The sequence below is a fragment of the Streptomyces sp. NPDC088197 genome, assembly GCF_044741185.1.
GTDB lineage: Bacteria > Actinomycetota > Actinomycetes > Streptomycetales > Streptomycetaceae > Actinacidiphila.
In genome coordinates this window covers 107,983-127,201 of the sequence record NZ_JBIUSD010000002.1, presented here as the reverse complement: position 1 = coordinate 127,201, position 19,219 = coordinate 107,983, and the positions used below count along the sequence as shown (strand labels likewise).

The window sequence follows — 19,219 nt, the reverse complement described above, 5'->3', positions numbered from 1 at the left end:
GGTTCCCGAGTGGTGGTGACCGACGCGTCGGCTGACACTCGAAGATCCAGACCCTCATGTGAGGGCTCACCGCCGAGCCCGAGGAGCCATCTTGACCAGCACCGCACGAGCCTCCGCCTCGGCAGATCACAACCCGCTGCCGGAGCACATCGGCCACATCATCTTCATCACGGCCGCCGCCGCCATGGGCGGCTTTCTCTTCGGCTACGACAGCTCCGTCATCAACGGCGCCGTCGAGGCCATCCGTGACAAGTACAACATCGGCTCCGGCACGCTCGCCCAGGTCATCGCCATCGCCCTGATCGGCTGTGCCATCGGCGCCGCGACCGCGGGCCGGATCGCCGACCGGATCGGCCGTATCCGCTGCATGCAGATCGCCGCGGTGATGTTCACCGTCAGCGCCGTCGGCTCGGCACTGCCCTTCGCGCTGTGGGACCTGGCCCTGTGGCGGATCATCGGCGGCTTCGCGATCGGCATGGCCTCGGTCATCGGCCCGGCCTACATCGCCGAGGTCTCGCCGCCCGCCTACCGCGGCAGGCTCGCCTCGTTCCAGCAGGCCGCCATCGTGCTCGGCATCGCGGTCTCACAGCTCGTCAACTACGCCATCCTCAAGGGCGCCCACGGCGACCAGCGCGGCCACATCGTCGGCCTGGAGGCGTGGCAGGTCATGCTCGGTGTGATGGTCATCCCCGCGGTGGTCTACGGGCTGCTGTCGTTCGCGATCCCCGAATCGCCGCGCTTCCTGATCTCCGTGGGGCGCGAGCAGGACGCCAAGGCCGTACTCGCCGATGTCGAGGGCTCGGACACCGACCTGGACGCCCGTGTCGCCGAGATCGAGACCGCCATGCGGCGCGAGCACAAGTCGACCTTCAAGGACCTGCTCGGCTCCCGCGGCGGTTTCCTGCCGATCGTCTGGATCGGTATCGGCCTGTCGGTCTTCCAGCAGCTCGTCGGCATCAACGTGGCCTTCTACTACTCGTCCACGCTCTGGCAGTCGGTCGGCATCAACCCCAGCAGCTCGTTCTTCTACTCCTTCACCACGTCGATCGTGAACATCATCGGCACGGTGATCGCGATGATCTTCGTGGACCGGATCGGCCGCAAGCCGCTGGCGCTGATCGGCTCCACCGGCATGGCCGTCGCGCTCGCCCTGGAGGCGTGGGCCTTCTCGTCCAAGTCCGGTGCCACCCTGCCGAACACCGAGGGCACGGTCGCCCTGATCGCCGCCCACTGCTTCGTGCTCTTCTTCGCCCTGTCGTGGGGCGTCATCGTCTGGGTCTTCCTCGGCGAGATGTTCCCCAACAAGATCCGGGCCGCGGCGCTCGGCGTCGCCGCCTCCGCGCAGTGGATCGCCAACTGGGCCATCACCGCGAGCTTCCCGAGCCTGGCGGACTGGAATCTGTCGGGCACGTACGTCATCTACGCGTGCTTCGCGACGCTCTCCATCCCGTTCGTGCTGGTGTTCGTGAAGGAGACGAAGGGCAAGACGCTGGAGGAGATGGGATAGCCGGGCGCCAAGCTCGCCGAGTGCCGAGTGCCGAGTGCCGAGTGCCGAGTGCCGGGTGTTGGGCCGCGGGCCCCGGAGGCTACGCGGCGAGCTTGGGGAGCACCTGCTCCGCGAGCAGCCGCAGGCTCCGCCAGCCCTCGTCGACGGGCATGCCCCCGCACAGCGGGTGCAGCACCAGGCTCGCCTGGTCACCGCCCGCCTCGGCGAGGGCGACGCACTGCGCCGGTGTGACGATCCGGTAGACGCCCTCCGCGCGCAGTTCCGCCACGCCCGACGCGGCCGAGCGGACCGCCGAGTGGATGTCGCCCGACTGCCAGGACGCGTAGGTACGCGCCTCGTGCAGCAGGTGCCCGCCGTACTCGGCCCAGGCCCGGTCCGGGTCCTCCGCGATGTGCAGCAGCGGCACGTCGGCAGGGGGCATCAGGCACCAGCCCTCCGTGCCGTACGCGGCCAGCCGCTCCTCGTAGTACGCCGCCAGCTCCGGCAGGTGCGCGCTGGGGAAGAACGGCAGGCCGAGCCGGGCCGCCCTGCGGGCCGCGGCCCGTGAGCTGCCGCCGATCAGCAGCGGCGGATGCGGCCGGGAGTACGGACGGGGCGTGACGCGTACGGTCCGGCCGCGGTAGTCGAAGGGCTCGCCCGTCCAGGCCGCGATCAGCGTGTCGAGCACCTCGTCCTGGAGGGCGCCGCGCCGGTGCCAGTCCTGGCCGAAGGCCGCGTACTCCTCCGGGCGGTAGCCGATCCCGGCCACCGTGACCAGCCGCCCGCCGCTGACCAGGTCCAGTACGGCCAGGTCCTCCGCCAGCCGCAGCGGGTCGTGCAGCGGCCCGATCAGCGCGGACACCGTCACCGAGATCCGGCTGGTGGCGCCGAGCACCGCTCCCGCGAAGGCCAGCGGCGCCGAGAGCCAGTTGTTCTCCGCGCCGTGGTGCTCCTCGGTCTGCACGGTGGTGACGCCGTGCTCGTCGGCGTACCTGGCCATCTCCAGGGCAGCCCGGTACCGTGCGCCGAGTGCCTTCGGCTCGGCCCCCGGATCGATCAGATTCATGCGCACGACGGTCACGGTCATGGCGGACGGCCCCCTTCGCCGGATGCGGGCGACCGGAGATTAGCTGACGCGGCGTCAGATTCACAGGGTCGCGACGGTCCGGGGACGGCTGGGGCGGGCCGGGAAGGCCGCGGTCCGCCGCTCGCTCGCCGCCCGCGCGCCGCCCGCGCGGCGCGGATACGGGCGCGGATCCTGGGCGGGCGAGGGGTTTCCCGTACGGTTGACGTGCGCGTGTGCCTGACCGAGCCGTGACGCCTCGGTGGTCCCGAGCGTCGGTGGGCTAGCATGCACACGCCCTGACCTGGTGAAAGGCTCCGAAAGAAACCATGGAAATCGTCGTCCTTGCCGTAGTCATCGCCCTGGTCGTGATCCTCGGCGCCGGTGGACTGGTCGTCGGCAGCCGCCGCAAGAAGCGGCAGCTCCCGCCGACGCCGCCGAGCAGCCCGTCCGTCACCGCGCCTCCCGCGGAACCGCACGTCGGTGACGAGGCCGAGGCCCCGCGGGAGGAGCCCCGCAGGACCATCGAAGAGGTCGCCCTGCCCGGCGCGACCGCCGCGCCCGACGCGGTGGAGGAGGTGCAGGTCCCCCAGGCGCCGGTGCTCGAACAGCCGGAGCCCACGGCGGGACGCCTCGTCCGGCTGCGCTCACGTCTGTCGCGCTCGCAGAACTCGCTGGGCAAGGGCCTGCTCACGCTGCTCTCCCGTGAACGCCTCGACGAGGACACGTGGGAGGAGATCGAGGAGATCCTGCTCACCGCGGACGTCGGCGTCGCGCCCACCCAGGAACTGGTGGAGCGGCTGCGCACCCGCGTGCGGGTGCTGGGCACCCGAACCCCGGACGAGCTGCGCGGGCTGCTCCGCGAAGAGCTGATCACGCTCCTCGACCCGGAACTGGACCGCACCCTGCACACCGAGAGCCACGAGACGTCCCCGGCCGTCCTGATGGTCGTCGGCGTCAACGGCACCGGCAAGACCACCACCACGGGCAAGCTCGCCCGCGTGCTGGTCGCCGACGGCCACAGCGTCGTGCTCGGCGCGGCCGACACCTTCCGCGCCGCCGCCGCCGACCAGCTCCAGACCTGGGGCGAGCGCGTCGGGGCGCGTACGGTACGCGGCCCCGAGGGCGGCGACCCCGCCTCCATCGCCTTCGACGCGGTCAAGGAAGGCATCGCCGAGGGCGCCGACGCGGTGCTCATCGACACCGCGGGCCGCCTGCACACCAAGACCGGCCTGATGGACGAGCTGGGCAAGGTCAAGCGCGTCGTGGAGAAGCACGGCCCGGTCGACGAGGTGCTGCTCGTCCTCGACGCCACCACCGGCCAGAACGGCCTCGTCCAGGCCCGCGTCTTCGCCGAGGTCGTCGACATCACCGGCATCGTCCTCACCAAGCTCGACGGCACCGCCAAGGGCGGCATCGTCGTCGCCGTCCAGCGCGAGCTGGGCGTCCCGGTCAAGCTCATCGGCCTCGGCGAGGGCGCCGACGACCTTGCCCCGTTCGAGCCGGGCGCCTTCGTGGACGCGCTCATCGGGGACTAGGGCCCGTCGTACGGCTGCGGTAAGGGGCGCTCACCCAGGTGGGCGTCCCTTACTCGTACCTGGTTGTGTACGGCAGGCGGCGGGCGGCAGGCGGTGAGGAGCGAGCGGCAAGCGCCGAGCGGGACGGCAGGGCTCAGGCGAAGGCGCTGTCGCGGTGGCTGACGTACGCCAGAGTGCCGAGCAGGAGGCGGGCCTCGGGGGGCTGGGCGGCCGAGTCGAGGACCGGCTCGCGCAGCCAGCGGACCGGGCCGTGGCCGCCGAGGTCGGACGGGGGAGCCGTCACGTGGTCGCCGGGGCCCAGGCAGCGCAGGTCGAGGCGCGCGTCGTCCCAGCCCATCCGGTAGAGCAGGTGCGGCAGCTCGGCGGCGGCGCCCGGCGCGACGAAGAACTGCGCGCGCCCCGTCGGCGTCAGCAGGACCGGACCGAGCCGCAGTCCCATCCGCTCCAGCCGTACCAGCGCCCGGCGCCCGGACGCCTCGGCCACGTCGAGCACGTCGAAGGTCCGCCCCGCGGGCAGCAGCACCGCGGCCCCCGGCACCTGTGACCAGGCATGGGCGGCCCGCTCAAGCGTGGTGCCCGCAGGGATCTCGTCGGCGAAGGGCAGCGGATGCGCGCCCGGCTCCTTGCAGTCGTCCGCGCCGCACGAGCACGAACCGCCGCCGCGCGCGGCCCGCGCGCCGGGCACCACGGCCCAGCCGCACAACCCCGTGTACTCCGCGACAGTGGTGCACACGGCGGCGCGCGTTCGCCGGCGCGCGCCGGGCCGAACCCCGGACCGCCCTCCGGTCCGCTGCTGCCGGATCTCCCGCATGCTGCCGATCGTGAACACCATGACACCTCCAACGGATCGCCGCGCCCGATGGTTACGCACCCGCCTGACCTCGTCCGACCGGCATGTGTCAAGTGAATCGCCTGTCGCCATAGTCGAGTTCATTCGAAGGGGTGGCGAATGGTGGCGTTTCCGCAACAACGGTCGCGGACGGGTGATCGTAGGATTACTTTCGGTTCGTAGGCCGACGAGGGCCGTCCGCACGCCTGCTCGGTTGTGCCGCAGGCATGCCTACGGCGGTGCGTGCGGTGTCGACAGGACTCAACCAGCCCTGGTATCCAAAGGGTTGAGCTAGTTCGGATGGGGGCTTGACCGTGGGCGGCACACAAGAGAAGCAGCCCAACGCGCAGTTGACCTCCTGGTTCGTGCGCAGCGGCTGGTCCAAGGGCGAGCTGGCCCGTCAGGTGAACCGCAGGGCACGCCAGTTGGGCGCCCACCACGTCAGCACCGACACCTCACGCGTGCGCCGCTGGCTCGACGGCGAGCAGCCCCGCGAGCCCATCCCGCGCATCCTGTCCGAGCTGTTCTCCGAGCGCTTCGGCTGCGTGGTGCCCGTCGAGGACCTGGGACTGCGCTCCGCGCACCAGCCCGCCGCGGGCGGCGACGTCGACCTGCCGTGGGCGGGCCCGCAGACCGTCCAGTTGATCAACGAGTTCTCCCGCAGCGACCTGATGCTCGGCCGCCGCGGCTTCCTCGGCGCCTCGCTCGCGCTGTCCGCGGGCCCCGCGCTCATCGAGCCCATGCAGCGCTGGCTGGTGCCCACCGGCTCCGCCGCGGGCGGCCCGCAGGGCCCATCGGGGGCCGACGGACCGCTGCTCACCGCGCCCCGCGACACCGCGGGACGCCCCTCAAGGCTGTCGGAACAGGAGTTGCAGCTCCTGGAGTCCACCACCGTGATGTTCCGCGAGTGGGACAATCAGTGCGGTGGCGGCCTGCGCCGCAAAGCCGTCGTCGGCCAGCTCCACGAGGTCACCGACCTGCTCCAGGAACCGCAGCCCGAGGCCGTGGCCCGCAGGCTGTACCGGATCACCGCCGACCTCGCCGCGCTCGCCGGATGGATGAGCTACGACGTCGGACTCCAGCCCACCGCCCAGAAGTACCTGGTCCTCGCGCTGCACGCGGCCAAGGAAGCGGGCGACCGGCCGCTCGGCGCCTTCATCCTGTCCTCGATGAGCCGTCAGATGATCCACCTGGACCGGCCGGACGACGCCCTGGAGCTCATCCACCTCGCGCAGTACGGCAGTCGGGATTCGGCCACCGCCACCACCCAGGCGATGCTGCACTCGCTGGAGGCCCGCGCGTACGCCAACATGGGCCAGGTCAACAAGTGCCACCGCGCCGTCCGGATGGCCGAGGACACCTGGAGCGACTCCCGCCCGGCCGAGGACCCGTCCTGGATCAGCTTCTTCAACGAGGCCGAACTGAACGCGGAGAACGCGCACTCCTACCGCGACCTCGCCTACATCGCGGGCCGCAGCCCCACGTACGCCTCCCTCGCGCACCCCGTCATGGAGCGCGCCGTCGAGCTGTTCAGCGACGACCCGGTGCACCAACGCGCGTACGCGCTCAATCTGGTGGGCATGGCCACCGTGCACCTGCTCCAACAGAACCCCGAGCAGGCCGCGCACTTCACCGAGCACGCCATCACCGTCGCCAAGCGGGTCCGCTCCGAGCGCGTCAACACCCGTATCCGCAAGACCACCCAGTCCGCGGTACGCGACTACGGCGATGTCGCCGAGGTCGTCGCGCTCTCCGACCGGCTCTCGGCGGAACTCCCGGAAGTCGCCGCGTCCGCGTGAACGTCGCCGCGTCCGTACACGTCAACGCGCCCGCGTGAACGTCGAGGCGTCCGCTGAGGCTCGGCCCTCCGCGTAACGCGGCATTACTGTCACGCCTGTCCCGGCCGTCCCGTATACCGACGGGTATCCGACCGGCTTCCCCGACTCGTGGCCGGTCCGTATCCGCTTCGTATCCCATCCCACGTCACACGCGTATACAGCCTTCCGGTCACGTACGGCCGGTTCACCTTCACGTAACACGCGCGACTTCTTCGTCACGGCGCCGAAACACCGTGCGGCATCGTCGGAAACCCGCCTGAGCGAATCTCTTGGCGAAAACCGGCCCAACCCTTGCACCGCCCGCACGGGCCGTTCGGATGACGAGGAGACGCCGATGGCACCAGCCATCATCACGCTGGCCGCGGATGCGCCCAAGCTCGATACCGGAAGTACGGCGTTCATGCTGATCAGCGCCGCCCTAGTGATGGTGATGACCCCAGGTCTCGCCTTCTTCTACGGCGGCATGGTGCGCGTCAAGAGCGCCCTGAACATGTTGATGATGAGTTTTATCAGTCTGGGCATCATCACCATTCTCTGGACGCTGTACGGATTCAGTTTCGCCTTCGACAGCGGTAGCGGCTTCATGGGCGGCACCGACTGGCTGGGCATGCGCGGTATCGGTATCTCGGAGCTCTGGCCCGGATACGGCATCCCGGTCTATGTCTTCGCCGTCTTCCAGCTCATGTTCGCGATCATCACCCCGGCGCTGATCAGCGGCGCCCTCGCCGACCGCGTCAAGTTCACCGCCTGGGCGCTGTTCATCACCCTGTGGGCCACGGTCGTCTACTTCCCGGTCGCGCACTGGGTGTGGGCCTCCGACGGCTGGCTGTTCAAGAAGGGTGTCATCGACTTCGCCGGTGGTACCGCGGTGCACATCAACGCCGGCGCCGCGGCCCTCGGAGTCATCCTCGTGATCGGCAAGCGCAACGGGTTCAAGAAGGACCCGATGCGCCCGCACAGCCTCCCGCTGGTCATGCTCGGCTGCGGCCTGCTGTGGTTCGGCTGGTTCGGCTTCAACGCGGGCTCCTGGCTCGGCTCCGACGGCGTCGCCGCCGTGGCCTTCACCAACACCCAGGTCGCCACCGCCGCCGCGATGCTCGGCTGGCTGATCTACGAGCGGATCAGGCACGGCTCCTTCACCACCCTGGGCGCCGCGTCCGGCGCGGTCTCCGGTCTGGTCGCCATCACCCCGGCCTGCGGCTCGGTTTCCCCGCTCGGCGCCATCGCCGTCGGTCTGATCGCCGGTGTCGCCTGCGCCGCGGCCGTTGGCCTGAAGTACCGCTTCAACTACGACGACTCGCTCGACGTCGTCGGCGTTCACATGGTCGGCGGCATCGTCGGCTCCCTGCTCATCGGCTTCTTCGCCACCGGCGGCGTCGGCCAGACCGCCAAGGGCGTCTTCTACGGGGGCGGCTGGCACCAGCTCGGCCTCCAGTTCATCGGCGTCGGCGCGGTCCTCGGCTACTCCCTGGTGTGCGCCGCGATCCTCGCCAAGCTCATCGATGTCACCATGGGCTTCCGGGTCACCGACGACGAAGAGGTCACCGGCGTCGACCAGGTCCTGCACGCCGAGACCGCGTACGACTTCGCGGGTGTCGGCGGCCGGTCCTCCGTCCCCGTGCCCGGTGCGAACAGCGAGGCGGACGCCTCCAACAAGAAGGTGGACGCGTGAAGCTCATCACCGCCGTCGTGAAGCCCCACCGGCTCGACGAGATCAAGGAAGCACTCCAGGCGTTCGGCGTCCACGGCCTCACGGTCACCGAGGCCAGCGGCTACGGTCGGCAGCGTGGACACACCGAGGTCTACCGGGGCGCGGAGTACACCGTCGACCTGGTGCCGAAGATCCGCATAGAGGTACTGGCGGAGGACGCGGACGCCGAACAGCTCATCGAAGTGATCGTGAAAGCGGCCAGAACCGGCAAGATCGGTGACGGCAAGGTGTGGAGTCTGCCGGTCGACACGGCCGTCAGGGTCCGCACCGGCGAGCGCGGCCCCGACGCGCTTTAGTGCCGTGACCGGCGGTGTTCGCCGGGAGGGGCATCAGGACCACACCATTGGCCCCCAGCGTGGAGAACGAGTGACCGACAGCGTCGAAGCGCAGGACAGCAGTTACGCGGCGGCCCGGCTGCGTCTCCTCAACGAGGAGGCGCGGTCCGGGCCGCCGCGCCGTGCGGCCCTGGCCGCCCTCACCGACCAGTGGCTCGCGCAGCTCGCCACCGAGGCCGCGGCGGCCACCGGCACCACGGGCTTCGCCCTGCTGGCCGTCGGCGGCTACGGGCGCGGCGAGCTGTCACCGCGCAGCGACCTCGACCTGGTGCTGCTGCACGACTCGCAGAAGACCGTCGCGGCCCTCGCCGACCGCATCTGGTACCCGGTCTGGGACCTCGGCCTGGCCCTGGACCACTCGGTACGCACCCCGGCGGAGGCCCGGCAGACCGCGGGGGAGGACCTCAAGGTCCAGCTCGGCCTGCTCGACGCCCGGCACATCGCGGGCGACTCCGCGCTCACCGCGGCCCTGCGCAGCAGCGTCCTGGCCGACTGGCGCAATCAGGCACCCAAGCGGCTGCCCGCGCTGCACGAGATGTGCCAGGAGCGCGCCGAACGCCAGGGCGAGCTGTCCTACCTGCTGGAACCCGACCTCAAGGAGGCCCGCGGCGGCCTGCGCGACGCCACCGCCCTGCGGGCCGTCGCCGCCTCCTGGCTCGCCGACGCGCCCCGCGAGGGCCTCGAAGAGGCCCGCACCACCCTGCTGGACGCCCGCGACGCCCTGCACCTGGCCACCGGCCGCGCCACCGACCGGCTCGCCCTCCAGGAGCAGGACCAGGTCGCCGACGCGCTCGGCCTGCTCGACGCCGACGCGCTGCTGCGCCAGGTCTACGAGGCCGCCCGGCGGATCGCGTACGCCTCCGACGTCACCTGGCGCGAGGTCGGCCGCGTCCTGCGCTCACGCCAGCAGCGCCCCCGCCGCCGCGGACTGCTCGGCCGCGGCCGTACGACCCCCGCCGCCGTCCACACCCCCGAGCGCGTACCGCTGGCCGACGGCGTCGTGGAGCAGGAGGGCGAGGCCGTGCTGGCGCTGGCCGCCAGACCCGACCGCGACCCCGTCCTGGCGCTGCGCGCCGCGGCGGCCGCGGCCCAGGCCGGGCTGCCGCTGTCGCTGCACGCCGTCCGCAGGCTCGCCGCGTCGGCCAAGCCGCTGCCCGTGCCGTGGCCGGGGGAGGCCCGCGAACAGCTCGTGACGCTGCTGGGCGCCGGTGAGTCCACCGTCCAGGTCTGGGAGGCGCTGGAGGCCGAAGGGCTGATCACCCGGCTCCTGCCCGACTGGGAGCGGGTCCGCTGCCGCCCGCAGCGCAACGCCGTGCACCGCTTCACCGTCGACCGGCACCTGGTGGAGACTGCCGTGCAGGCCGCCGAGCTGACCCGCCGCGTCGGCCGCCCCGACCTGCTGCTGACCGCCGCGCTGCTGCACGACATCGGCAAGGGCTGGCCCGGCGACCACAGCGAGGCGGGCGAGGTCATCGCCCGCGACGTCGCCACCCGGATCGGCTTCCACGAGGCCGACGTCGACACCCTCGCCCTGCTGGTCCGCCACCACCTGCTGCTCATCGACACCGCGACCCGCCGCGACCTCGACGACCCCGAGACCATCCGGTCGGTCGCCGAGACCGTACGGGACACCTCCACGCTGGAACTGCTCGCCGCCCTCACCGAGGCCGACGCGCTGGCCACCGGGCCCGCCGCCTGGAGCACCTGGCGGGCCTCGCTCCTGGCCGACCTGGTCGACCGGGTCGCCGGGGCGCTCGACAGCGGAGCGCTGCCGCAGGTCGCCGACCGCGAGCCCACCGCCGAGGAGGAACGCCTGGTCATCGAGGCCGCCCGCACCGGCGGCCCGGTGCTGGCGCTGCACGCCCACACCGAGCCCGAGGCCGAGGGCGACGCCCAGGACGAGGCGCTGGGCGTGGAACTCGTCCTCGCCGTCCCCGACCGGCCCGGCCTGGTCGCCCAGGCCGCGGGCGTCCTCGCCCTGCACCGGCTCACCGTCAGGGCCGCCGACCTGCGCGCCGTCGACCCCCTCGGCGAGGGCCCGATCGCGCTGCTGACCTGGCGGGTCTCCGCCGAGTACGGCGCGCTGCCCGAGGCCGCCAGGCTCCGCGCCGACCTCGCCCGCGCCGTCGAGGGCACCCTGGACATCGAGGCCAGGCTCGCCGAGCGGGAGGCCGCCTATCCGCGGCGGCGCGGCATCACCCCGCCGCCGCCCCGCGTCAGCGTCGCCCCCGGCGGCACCTCGCAGACCGCCACGGTCCTCGAAGTCCGCGCCCACGACGCCCCCGGCCTGCTGCACCGCATCGGCCTGGCCCTGACCGCCACCGCCGTCACCGTCCGCTCCGCGCGCATCTCCACCCTGGGCGCCAACGCGGTCGACGCCTTCTACGTCGTCGGCAAGGACGGCGAGCCGCTGCCGCCCTCCCGCGCGGCCGAGGTGGCCCGCCAGGTCGAGAAGGCGCTGCGGTGAGGGGGCGGTCGCGGCGGCGGCGATGAATCGCGGTCGCGGCGGCGACAATGAATCCGGGGCGAACCGAACGGGGGTCGGCCAAGTACCCTTGAGGACGACCACCGCCCACCCCCGACGCGAGGATCCACGACCGACGTGTTCGATACCCTCTCCGACCGCCTTGCAGCAACCTTCAAAAACCTCCGGGGCAAAGGCCGTCTGTCCGAGGCGGATATCGATGCCACCGCGCGCGAGATCCGGATCGCGCTGCTCGAAGCCGACGTCGCCCTCCCCGCGGTGCGCTCCTTCATCGCGAACGTCAAGGAGCGCGCCCTGGGCGCGGAGGTCTCCAAGGCGCTCAATCCCGCGCAGCAGATCGTCAAGATCGTCAACGAGGAACTGGTCGGCATCCTCGGCGGCGAGACCCGCCGCCTGAGGTTCGCCAAGCAGCCGCCGACCGTGATCATGCTCGCGGGCCTCCAGGGCGCCGGTAAGACGACGCTCGCAGGAAAGCTCGGCAAGTGGCTCCAGGGCCAGGGACACACCCCGCTGCTGGTCGCCTGCGACCTCCAGCGCCCCAACGCCGTCAACCAGCTCAGCGTCGTCGCCGAGCGCGCGGGCGTCGCCGTCTACGCGCCCGAGCCGGGCAACGGGGTGGGCGACCCCGTCAAGGTCGCCGGGGACTCCATCGAGTTCGCGAAGACCCAGCAGTACGACATCGTCGTGATCGACACCGCGGGCCGCCTCGGTGTCGACGAGGAGCTGATGCGGCAGGCCGCGGACATCCGCGACGCCGTACGCCCCGACGAGATCCTCTTCGTCGTCGACGCGATGATCGGCCAGGACGCGGTCAACACCGCGGAGGCGTTCCGCGACGGCGTCGGCTTCGACGGCGTGGTGCTGTCCAAGCTGGACGGCGACGCCCGAGGCGGCGCCGCGCTGTCGATCGCGCACGTTACCGGCAAGCAGATCATGTTCGCGTCGAACGGCGAGAAGCTGGACGACTTCGACGCGTTCCACCCGGACCGGATGGCCTCCCGGATCCTGGGCATGGGCGACATGCTGTCGCTGATTGAGAAGGCCGAGCAGACCTTCAGCCAGGCCGAGGCCGAGAAGATGGCCGCCAAGCTGCAGAGCAGCAAGGGCGGCAAGGACTTCACGCTCGACGACTTCCTGGCCCAGATGGAGCAGGTCCGCAAGATGGGCTCCATCTCCAAGCTGCTCGGCATGCTGCCGGGCATGGGCCAGATCAAGGACCAGATCAACAATCTGGACGAGAAGGACGTCGACCGCACCGCCGCGATCATCAAGTCGATGACGCCCGGCGAGCGGCAGGACCCGCACATCATCAACGGCTCGCGCCGCGCCCGTATCGCCAAGGGCTCCGGCGTCGAGGTCAGCGCGGTCAAGGGCCTGGTGGAGCGGTTCTTCGAGGCGCGCAAGATGATGTCGCGGATGGCCCAGGGCGGCGGCATGCCCGGAATGCCGGGGATGCCGGGCATGGGCGGCGGTCCGGGCCGGCAGAAGAAGCAGCAGAAGCAGGCCAAGGGCAAGCGGCAGTCGGGCAACCCGATGAAGCGCAAGGCGGAGGCCGCGGCCGCCGCCGCCCGCCGCGAGCAGCAGGGCCAGGGGCAGGAGGGCGACAGCCCGTTCGGTCTGCCCCCGGGCGGCGAGAACTTCGAACTGCCCGACGAGTTCAAGAAGTTCATGGGCTGAGCCCGGCGACGGGACCCGGCGGCGTGCGCATCCCGGAGGCGCGCACGCCGTACGGGAGGCGATGATGGGCGCATGCGCGTTTCCATTCGAGAGCCCAGGCCCGCAGACGCCGAAGCCCACCGCGCGGCGGTGCTGCGCTCGGCGGAACACCTCAGACCGTGGAATCCGGTGGACCCGGACGGCTTCCACGAGCTGCTGCGGCAGCAGGGCGGCGAGCTGCGGACCTTCCTCATCTTCAACGACGAGGACGGCGGCCTGGTCGGCAAGTGCAATGTCGCCAACATCGTGCGGGCCCGCTTCCGCAACGCCGCGCTGGGCTACGACAGTTACCTGCCGTACAACGGCACCGGCCGGATGAGCGAGGGGCTGCGGCTGGTGGTGGACCGCTGCTTCACCAGCTATCCGAACGGGCTCGGGCTGCACCGCCTGGAGATCAACGTCCAGCCGGACAACAGCCGTTCGGTCGCGATGGCCAAGCGGCTCGGTTTCCGCCACGAGGGCTTCTCGCCGCGCATGCTCTTCATCAACGACGCGTGGCGCGACCACGAGCGGTTCGCGCTCACCGCCGAGGAGTGGCCGGGCCTGCCGTCCGACTGACGACCGGCCGCCGTACGCGTACCCGTATCCGTATCCGCGGGGGTGCGGTCGCTGGGCCCGGCGCTCAGGCCAGCAGCCCGCGCAGCCCTCCGGCCCGTGCCAGCGCCTCCAGTTCGTCCAGCGCGCGGACGGCCCGCCCCGCGGCCTCGGGGTCGGTGCCCGGCAGGCCGCTCGCCGCGAACTCGTCCTCGTCCAGGCGCAGTACGGCCGTGCCGTCGGCGGACACCCACAGGTCGAGGTCCAGATCCTCGACGGTGAGGCCGTCGGCGGCCACGAGCGCGGGCCTGGCGATGTCGCAGTACCAGCCCTTGAGGCAGCCGCGCCCGTCGCGCACCTCCTTCACGGCGTACCAGCGGTCGCGCCAGTAGGTCTCGGTGAACACGTCGCCGGGCTCGAAGCGGACGAAGCCGAAGTCCCTGGCCGCGGGCGCCGCCCAGTCGGCGCGTACGGTCACGCGTACGCCGTCGTCGTGCAGCACGGTCGCGGGATAGCGGCGCTTCTCGCGGCCGGCCTTCGTCAGACGGACCGTGGTCGGGGCGGCGGCCGGGAGCGGCGGGGGAGTGTCGGGCATGCCGCCGACCCTGTCCGACGCGCGGCGGGGCGGGCCACCGAATTTCCGCGGACCGCCTGGTTCTGCGCGAGCCACCGGATGCCCGCGGACCACCGGATTCCTACGGCCCCGCGAGGTTTCGGCGGGTGGGCCGGCCGGACCGCGTGCGCCGCTTCGTATACGACGCCGGCGCGGGTTCGGACGCGGACCCGTTATCGGAGCGGGGCAAGATTTTACCTACGCCCGCCTACGCCCGCCTACGCGCGGCCTGCCCGCCGGGCCGGTCTCCGCCGGGATCACCCGCGTCCGGCGTGCGGACGATCAGATACCGGAAGACGTTCTCCATCCGCACCGAGCCGTCCGGCCGCCGGTACGGGTGCAGCGCCTCGGCGATCTCCTTGTCGACCTGCTGCCGGTCGGTGGCCTCGACCGCCGCGTCGAAGAGCCCGGTGGAGAGCAGACCGCGCACCGCGCTCGGCAGATCCGGGTAGCCGAAGGGGCAGGACACCCGCCCCGAGCCGTCAGGGCGCAGCCCCGCGGCGAGCGCCAGATTCTCCAGGTCGTCCCGGCCGCTGAGCCGTACCTCCCGGGCGGCGGGCCCGCGCGGCTCCGCCAGCCGCGTCGCCACCCGCAGGACCCGCGAGGTCGCGCACCGCTCGGGCGGACCCCAGCCCGCCAGGACGATCGCGGTGTCGGGGTCCGCCGTGGCCGCGGCGGCGCACAGCGACGGCAGCAACTCGGCCGCCGGAGCCGCCGGGTCGAAGGCCGTGACCAGGTCGAAGCCGCCGGTGAGCCGGTGCGGAACACCCGCCGTCAGCCGCGTCCTGCCCCGGGCGCGCGCCGGTCCGCCCCAGGGATGCGCGGGAAGCAGCCGCTCGCGGGCCAGCGCCAGCCGCTGCTCGTCCGTCTCGAAGCCGGTGACGGCCGCGCCCCGGTCCGCCGCCAGCAGCAGCGCGAGCCCCGCGCCGCAGCCGAGGCCCAGTAACCGGGTGTCCGCGCCGACCTCCAGCCGGTCGTACACGCTCTCGTACAGCGGGACGAGCATCCTTTCCTGGATCTCCGCCCAGTCCCGCGCCCTGCTCTCCGCGTCGGACCTGGTTCCGCGATAGAGCGTAGAAGCCATCGACCGCCCCAATCAGATGTGCGCCGTCGTTTTGCCCCCGTGGTGCCGTACCTGCCGCTTGCGTCCCCGAAAGCCAGACAACTGCTGAATCCCGACGCCGTCCAGGGTCCGGAGTGCCCATTTTTGGAACTACCCGCCCAGGCGCCGCACCGGTCCCGGGGCCGACCGGACCGATTCACGCTCGGGGCGGGCGGGGCCGTAACATCTGCGTCATGGCAAAGGCTCCCGTTCTCACCCCCCAGGCGGACGATTTCCCGCGCTGGTACCAGGACCTGATCAGCAAGGCCGAGTTGGCCGACAACGGCCCGGTGCGCGGCACCATGGTCATCCGGCCTTACGGCTACGGCCTGTGGGAGCGGATGCAGCAGGACATGGACGCGCGGATCAAGGAAGCGGGCGCGCAGAACGCGTACTTCCCGCTCTTCATCCCGCAGTCGTACCTGACGCGCGAGGCCGAGCACGTCGAGGGCTTCGCGCCCGAGCTCGCGGTCGTCACGCACGCCGGCGGCAAGGAGCTGGAAGAGCCGATCGTCGTCCGGCCCACGTCCGAGACGATCATCAACGAGTACTTCTCCAAGTGGGTGCAGAGCTACCGCGACCTGCCGCTGCTGATCAACCAGTGGGCGAACGTGGTCCGTTGGGAGCTGCGCCCGCGGCTGTTCCTGCGCACCACCGAATTCCTCTGGCAGGAGGGCCACACCGCCCACGCCACGTACGAGGACGCGCGCGCCTACGCCGCCCGGATCCAGAAGGACGTCTACGCGGACTTCATGGAGAACGTGCTGGCGATGGACGTCGTCCTCGGCCGCAAGACCGCCAAGGAGCGGTTCGCGGGCGCGATCAACACCCTCACCCTGGAAGGGATGATGGGTGACGGCAAGGCGCTCCAGCTCGGCACCAGCCACGAACTGGGACAGAACTTCGCCAAGGCGTTCCACACGCAGTACCTGTCGAAGGACGGCACGCAGGAGCACGTCTGGCAGACGTCCTGGGGCAGCACGACGCGGATGATCGGCGCCCTGGTGATGACGCACGGCGACGACAACGGGCTGCGCGTGCCGCCGAGGCTCGCGCAGACCCAGGTCGTGGTGCTGGCGATCAAGGGCGACGAGGCGGTCGTCGCCAAGGTGCGCGAGATCGGCGAGACGCTGCGCGCGGCCGGGCTGCGCGTGCACGTGGACGACCGCACCGACACCCCCTTCGGCCGCCGCGCGGTCGACTGGGAGCTGAAGGGCGTGCCCGTCCGCGTCGAGATCGGGCCGCGCGACCTGGAGGCGGGCACCGCGATGCTGGCCCGCCGGATTCCCGGCGGCAAGGAGCCGGTCGCGATCGACACCCTGGCCGACCTGCTGCCCAAGGTGCTCGAAGAGGACCAGGCGACGCTGCTGCGCGAGTCCCGCGAGCGCCGGACGTCCCGCACCGTGGACGTCACGACGATCGAGGAGGCCGCCGAGGCCGCCGCCACCGGCTGGGCCCGCATCCCCTGGGCCGACCTCGGTCCCGAGGGCGAGGCCAAGCTGGCTGAGCAGGGCGTTTCCGTACGCTGCCTGGTAGCGCCCGACGGTTCGGTGCCGGACGCCGACGACACTCCGGGCACGCTGGCGATCGTCGCGCGCGCCTACTGAGGCCGCTCGCGTCCGCTGACCGAAAAGCGGCGTGCGTTATATGTGAATCGTCCGTCGATGGGGCGGGTGCGCGGGTTCTCCACAGACCTGCACACCCGCCCTTCGTCATGCGCATCATCCGGAACTGACCGATCAGTGCAAATTATTTACGGTAGCCCGGTATCGGAACACCGGGAGCGCCCGGCTCGTTGTCACGGCGTGAGCACGACACCACCTGTTCTCGCCGCCGAGCTGGCAGTCGCCTGGGCCGATATTCAACGGCACCATCCCGAGCTGCCCGACCTGGCCGCGCCCGAGTCCCTGATCGGAGAGTCGTCGTCCGCCTGCGGCAACGAGCTCTCCTTCGAAAGGCTGCTGCACGAGGCCGTGCACGGGATCGCCGCTGCCCGCGGAATCCGTGACACCTCGCGTGCCGGCCGCTACCACAACCGCCGATTCCTGGCCATCGCCGACGAAATGGGCCTCGATCACGCGGAGGAGCCGCACCCGAGCAGCGGCTTCTCCCTCGTGGTGATGCGCCCGGACACCCGGAAGCGTTACCGGGTCACCATCGACCGGCTGCAGCGCGCCCTCAAGGCGCACACCGTGGCCACCACCGCCGACACCGCACGCTCCTTCCGCGGGCCGGCCGCCAGGCACGGCTCGTCGGGCGGCGGGGTACGGGTCAAGGCCGTGTGCGACTGCGGGCGCAATGTCCGGGTCGTCCCGTCGGTGCTGGCCCAGGCGCCCATCATGTGCGGGGCCTGCGGGCAGCCGTTCCGGATCCCGGAGGTCGTCGGGGTCGGCTGAGTGTGGCAGAATGTCCAGTCGAGAACTCGACAGCCGTGCAGGAACCCTCTCTCCTTCGGCTGACGCGTCCACCGGGCGCGACGACTCCCACAACCCCACGTGGAAGTTCCCCGTGCCCAAACACGTCAATTCCAGGAGAACCCACTCCCGTGGCAGTCAAGATCAAGCTGAAGCGTCTGGGCAAGATCCGTTCGCCTCACTACCGCATCGTCGTCGCCGACTCCCGTACCCGCCGTGACGGCCGGGCCATCGAGGAGATCGGCCTGTACCACCCGGTGCAGAACCCCTCGCGCATCGAGGTCGACTCGGACCGCGCGCAGTACTGGCTCTCCGTCGGCGCCCAGCCGACCGAGCCCGTGCTCGCCATCCTGAAGCTCACCGGCGACTGGCAGAAGTACAAGGGCCTCGACGCCCCGGCACCGCTGCTCGTCGCCGAGCCGAAGGCCGACAAGCGCGCCCTCTTCGAGGCCGCCGCCAAGGACAGCGCGGACGAGCCCAAGGGTGAGGCGATCACCCCGAAGGCGAAGAAGTCCGAGAAGTCCGAGAAGAAGGCCGATGACATCGCCGAGGCTCCGGCCGCGGCCGAGTCGACCGAGGCCTGAGCATGCTCGAGGAGGCCCTTGAGCACCTCGTGAAGGGCATCGTCGACAATCCTGACGATGTGCACGTGGGTATGCGCACCCTGCGTCGCGGCAGCGTGCTCGAGGTCCGGGTGCACCCCGACGACCTCGGCAAGGTGATCGGCCGCAACGGCCGTACCGCCCGCGCGCTGCGTACCGTCGTGGGCGCCCTCGGCGGCCGTGGTGTCCGTGTCGACCTCGTCGACGTGGACCAGGTTCGCTGAGCGGGCCGACACAGAGAACACCGGCGCGGGCCGGGGGTGGCAGTCGCCGCTCCCGGCCCGCGCCGCGTTCGTACCCTTTTCATCCCTGTTCCGGAGTCGGAGAGTGAGCCGTACATGCAGTTGGTAGTCGGCAGGATCGGCCGCGCCCACGGCATCAAGGGCGAGGTCAGCGTCGAGGTGCGGACCGACGAGCCGGAGTTGCGGCTCGCGCCCGGGGCCGTCCTCGCTACCGACCCGGCCGCCACGGGCCCGCTGACCATCGCCACCGGACGCGTGCACAGCGGCCGGTTGATGCTGCGCTTCGAGGGCGTCGCCGACCGCACCGCCGCCGAAGCGCTGCGCAATACGCTGCTGATCGCCGAGGTCGACCCGGAGCAGACGCCGGAGGACCCCGAGGAGTTCTACGACCATCAGCTCATCGACCTCGACGTCGTGACGGTCGACGGGCGCGAGGTCGGCCGGATCGCCGAGATCAGCCATCTCCCGTACCAGGACCTGCTGATCGTCCGGCGGCCTGACGGCACCGAGGTGCTCATCCCGTTCGTCGGCGAGATCGTGCCGGAGATCGACCTGGAGGAGCAGCGCGCGGTGATCGACCCGCCGCCGGGGCTGCTGGACGAGGCCGACGCGGAAGTGGCGACGTCCGGCGACGCCACGGATGACGGTGCCACTGATGCCGACGCCACGGATGACGGCGCCACGTCCGGCGACGACGCGGACGGCGTGTGA

General features: G+C 71.5%; 17 protein-coding genes. 13 read left to right on the top strand and 4 right to left on the bottom strand.

Annotation, left to right across the window (positions count from 1 at the left end; all coding sequences use genetic code 11):
• Nucleotides 1-91 precede the first annotated feature (91 nt).
• Nucleotides 92-1,507, top strand: a complete 1,416-nt coding sequence (locus ACIOC1_RS05375; RefSeq protein ID WP_355346347.1) for a sugar porter family MFS transporter — start codon at nt 92-94, stop codon at nt 1,505-1,507.
• A gap of 79 nt (nt 1,508-1,586) precedes the next feature.
• Here ACIOC1_RS05375 and ACIOC1_RS05370 read toward each other — a convergent pair whose 3' ends face one another.
• Nucleotides 1,587-2,573 (bottom strand): LLM class flavin-dependent oxidoreductase, encoded by a 987-nt coding sequence (locus tag ACIOC1_RS05370; RefSeq protein WP_188281234.1) that lies wholly within the window; start codon nt 2,571-2,573, stop codon nt 1,587-1,589.
• Between the two features lie 305 nt (nt 2,574-2,878).
• Here ACIOC1_RS05370 and ftsY point away from each other — a divergent pair, with 305 nt between their 5' ends.
• On the top strand, nt 2,879-4,087 hold the full coding sequence (ftsY, locus tag ACIOC1_RS05365) for a signal recognition particle-docking protein FtsY (protein WP_391050355.1): 1,209 nt from the start codon (nt 2,879-2,881) through the stop codon (nt 4,085-4,087).
• 133 nt (nt 4,088-4,220) lie between these two features.
• On the opposite strand, the gene ACIOC1_RS05360 is transcribed toward ftsY, so the two are convergent.
• Entirely contained in the window at nt 4,221-4,919 is a 699-nt protein-coding gene (locus ACIOC1_RS05360; RefSeq protein WP_391161457.1) for a bifunctional DNA primase/polymerase, read from the bottom strand.
• Nucleotides 4,920-5,230: 311 nt separating this feature from the next.
• Here ACIOC1_RS05360 and ACIOC1_RS05355 point away from each other — a divergent pair, with 311 nt between their 5' ends.
• From ACIOC1_RS05355 to ACIOC1_RS05330, 6 genes are all read left to right on the top strand, one after another.
• Nucleotides 5,231-6,715: a hypothetical protein gene (locus ACIOC1_RS05355; protein WP_355346356.1), complete on the top strand. Its 1,485-nt coding sequence runs from the start codon at nt 5,231-5,233 to the stop codon at nt 6,713-6,715.
• 373 nt (nt 6,716-7,088) lie between these two features.
• Nucleotides 7,089-8,426, top strand: a complete 1,338-nt coding sequence (locus tag ACIOC1_RS05350) for an ammonium transporter (RefSeq protein ID WP_401852131.1) — start codon at nt 7,089-7,091, stop codon at nt 8,424-8,426.
• Nucleotides 8,423-8,761, top strand: a complete 339-nt coding sequence (locus ACIOC1_RS05345; RefSeq protein ID WP_355346362.1) for a P-II family nitrogen regulator — start codon at nt 8,423-8,425, stop codon at nt 8,759-8,761. Before ACIOC1_RS05350 ends, ACIOC1_RS05345 begins: the two co-directional genes overlap by 4 nt.
• A gap of 70 nt (nt 8,762-8,831) precedes the next feature.
• Nucleotides 8,832-11,267 (top strand): [protein-PII] uridylyltransferase, encoded by a 2,436-nt coding sequence (locus ACIOC1_RS05340; RefSeq protein WP_391050351.1) that lies wholly within the window; start codon nt 8,832-8,834, stop codon nt 11,265-11,267.
• 135 nt (nt 11,268-11,402) lie between these two features.
• On the top strand, nt 11,403-12,962 hold the full coding sequence (gene ffh, locus ACIOC1_RS05335) for a signal recognition particle protein (protein WP_391050350.1): 1,560 nt from the start codon (nt 11,403-11,405) through the stop codon (nt 12,960-12,962).
• Nucleotides 12,963-13,034: 72 nt separating this feature from the next.
• Complete coding sequence (locus ACIOC1_RS05330; protein WP_355346371.1) at nt 13,035-13,559, top strand: GNAT family protein; 525 nt, start codon at nt 13,035-13,037, stop codon at nt 13,557-13,559.
• A 64-nt stretch (nt 13,560-13,623) separates the two neighbouring features.
• Here ACIOC1_RS05330 and ACIOC1_RS05325 read toward each other — a convergent pair whose 3' ends face one another.
• Both ACIOC1_RS05325 and ACIOC1_RS05320 read right to left on the bottom strand, forming a co-directional pair.
• Nucleotides 13,624-14,130 carry a DUF402 domain-containing protein gene (locus tag ACIOC1_RS05325; protein ID WP_391050349.1) on the bottom strand — a complete coding sequence of 169 codons (507 nt, stop codon included), beginning with the start codon at nt 14,128-14,130 and terminating at the stop codon, nt 13,624-13,626.
• A gap of 226 nt (nt 14,131-14,356) precedes the next feature.
• Complete coding sequence (locus tag ACIOC1_RS05320) at nt 14,357-15,232, bottom strand: SAM-dependent methyltransferase (RefSeq protein WP_355346377.1); 876 nt, start codon at nt 15,230-15,232, stop codon at nt 14,357-14,359.
• A gap of 212 nt (nt 15,233-15,444) precedes the next feature.
• Between ACIOC1_RS05320 and proS the strand changes: the two genes are divergently transcribed.
• From proS to rimM, 5 genes are all read left to right on the top strand, one after another.
• On the top strand, nt 15,445-16,857 hold the full coding sequence (proS, locus tag ACIOC1_RS05315; RefSeq protein ID WP_355346380.1) for a proline--tRNA ligase: 1,413 nt from the start codon (nt 15,445-15,447) through the stop codon (nt 16,855-16,857).
• A gap of 198 nt (nt 16,858-17,055) precedes the next feature.
• The gene (locus ACIOC1_RS05310; RefSeq protein WP_188281222.1) at nt 17,056-17,646 is read left to right on the top strand and encodes a hypothetical protein; all 591 of its coding nucleotides are present in this window, start codon (nt 17,056-17,058) and stop codon (nt 17,644-17,646) included.
• A gap of 149 nt (nt 17,647-17,795) precedes the next feature.
• On the top strand, nt 17,796-18,248 hold the full coding sequence (gene rpsP / locus ACIOC1_RS05305) for a 30S ribosomal protein S16 (protein ID WP_401852125.1): 453 nt from the start codon (nt 17,796-17,798) through the stop codon (nt 18,246-18,248).
• 2 nt (nt 18,249-18,250) lie between these two features.
• Nucleotides 18,251-18,490, top strand: coding sequence for an RNA-binding protein (locus ACIOC1_RS05300; RefSeq protein WP_355346386.1), 240 nt, complete (start codon nt 18,251-18,253; stop codon nt 18,488-18,490).
• A 114-nt stretch (nt 18,491-18,604) separates the two neighbouring features.
• Entirely contained in the window at nt 18,605-19,219 is a 615-nt protein-coding gene (gene rimM, locus ACIOC1_RS05295) for a ribosome maturation factor RimM (protein ID WP_401852122.1), read from the top strand.

Excerpts from the sequence above, each read along its gene's own strand:
- ACIOC1_RS05370 (WP_188281234.1), bottom strand. The coding sequence starts at position 2,573 with ATGACCGTGACCGTCGTGCGCATGAATCTGATCGATCCGGGGGCCGAG.
- ftsY (WP_391050355.1), top strand. The coding sequence starts at position 2,879 with ATGGAAATCGTCGTCCTTGCCGTAGTCATCGCCCTGGTCGTGATCCTC.
- ACIOC1_RS05360 (WP_391161457.1), bottom strand. The coding sequence starts at position 4,919 with ATGGTGTTCACGATCGGCAGCATGCGGGAGATCCGGCAGCAGCGGACC.
- ACIOC1_RS05350 (WP_401852131.1), top strand. The coding sequence starts at position 7,089 with ATGGCACCAGCCATCATCACGCTGGCCGCGGATGCGCCCAAGCTCGAT.
- ACIOC1_RS05330 (WP_355346371.1), top strand. The coding sequence starts at position 13,035 with ATGCGCGTTTCCATTCGAGAGCCCAGGCCCGCAGACGCCGAAGCCCAC.
- ACIOC1_RS05325 (WP_391050349.1), bottom strand. The coding sequence starts at position 14,130 with ATGCCCGACACTCCCCCGCCGCTCCCGGCCGCCGCCCCGACCACGGTC.
- ACIOC1_RS05320 (WP_355346377.1), bottom strand. The coding sequence starts at position 15,232 with ATGGCTTCTACGCTCTATCGCGGAACCAGGTCCGACGCGGAGAGCAGG.
- proS (WP_355346380.1), top strand. The coding sequence starts at position 15,445 with ATGGCAAAGGCTCCCGTTCTCACCCCCCAGGCGGACGATTTCCCGCGC.
- ACIOC1_RS05300 (WP_355346386.1), top strand. The coding sequence starts at position 18,251 with ATGCTCGAGGAGGCCCTTGAGCACCTCGTGAAGGGCATCGTCGACAAT.
- rimM (WP_401852122.1), top strand. The coding sequence starts at position 18,605 with ATGCAGTTGGTAGTCGGCAGGATCGGCCGCGCCCACGGCATCAAGGGC.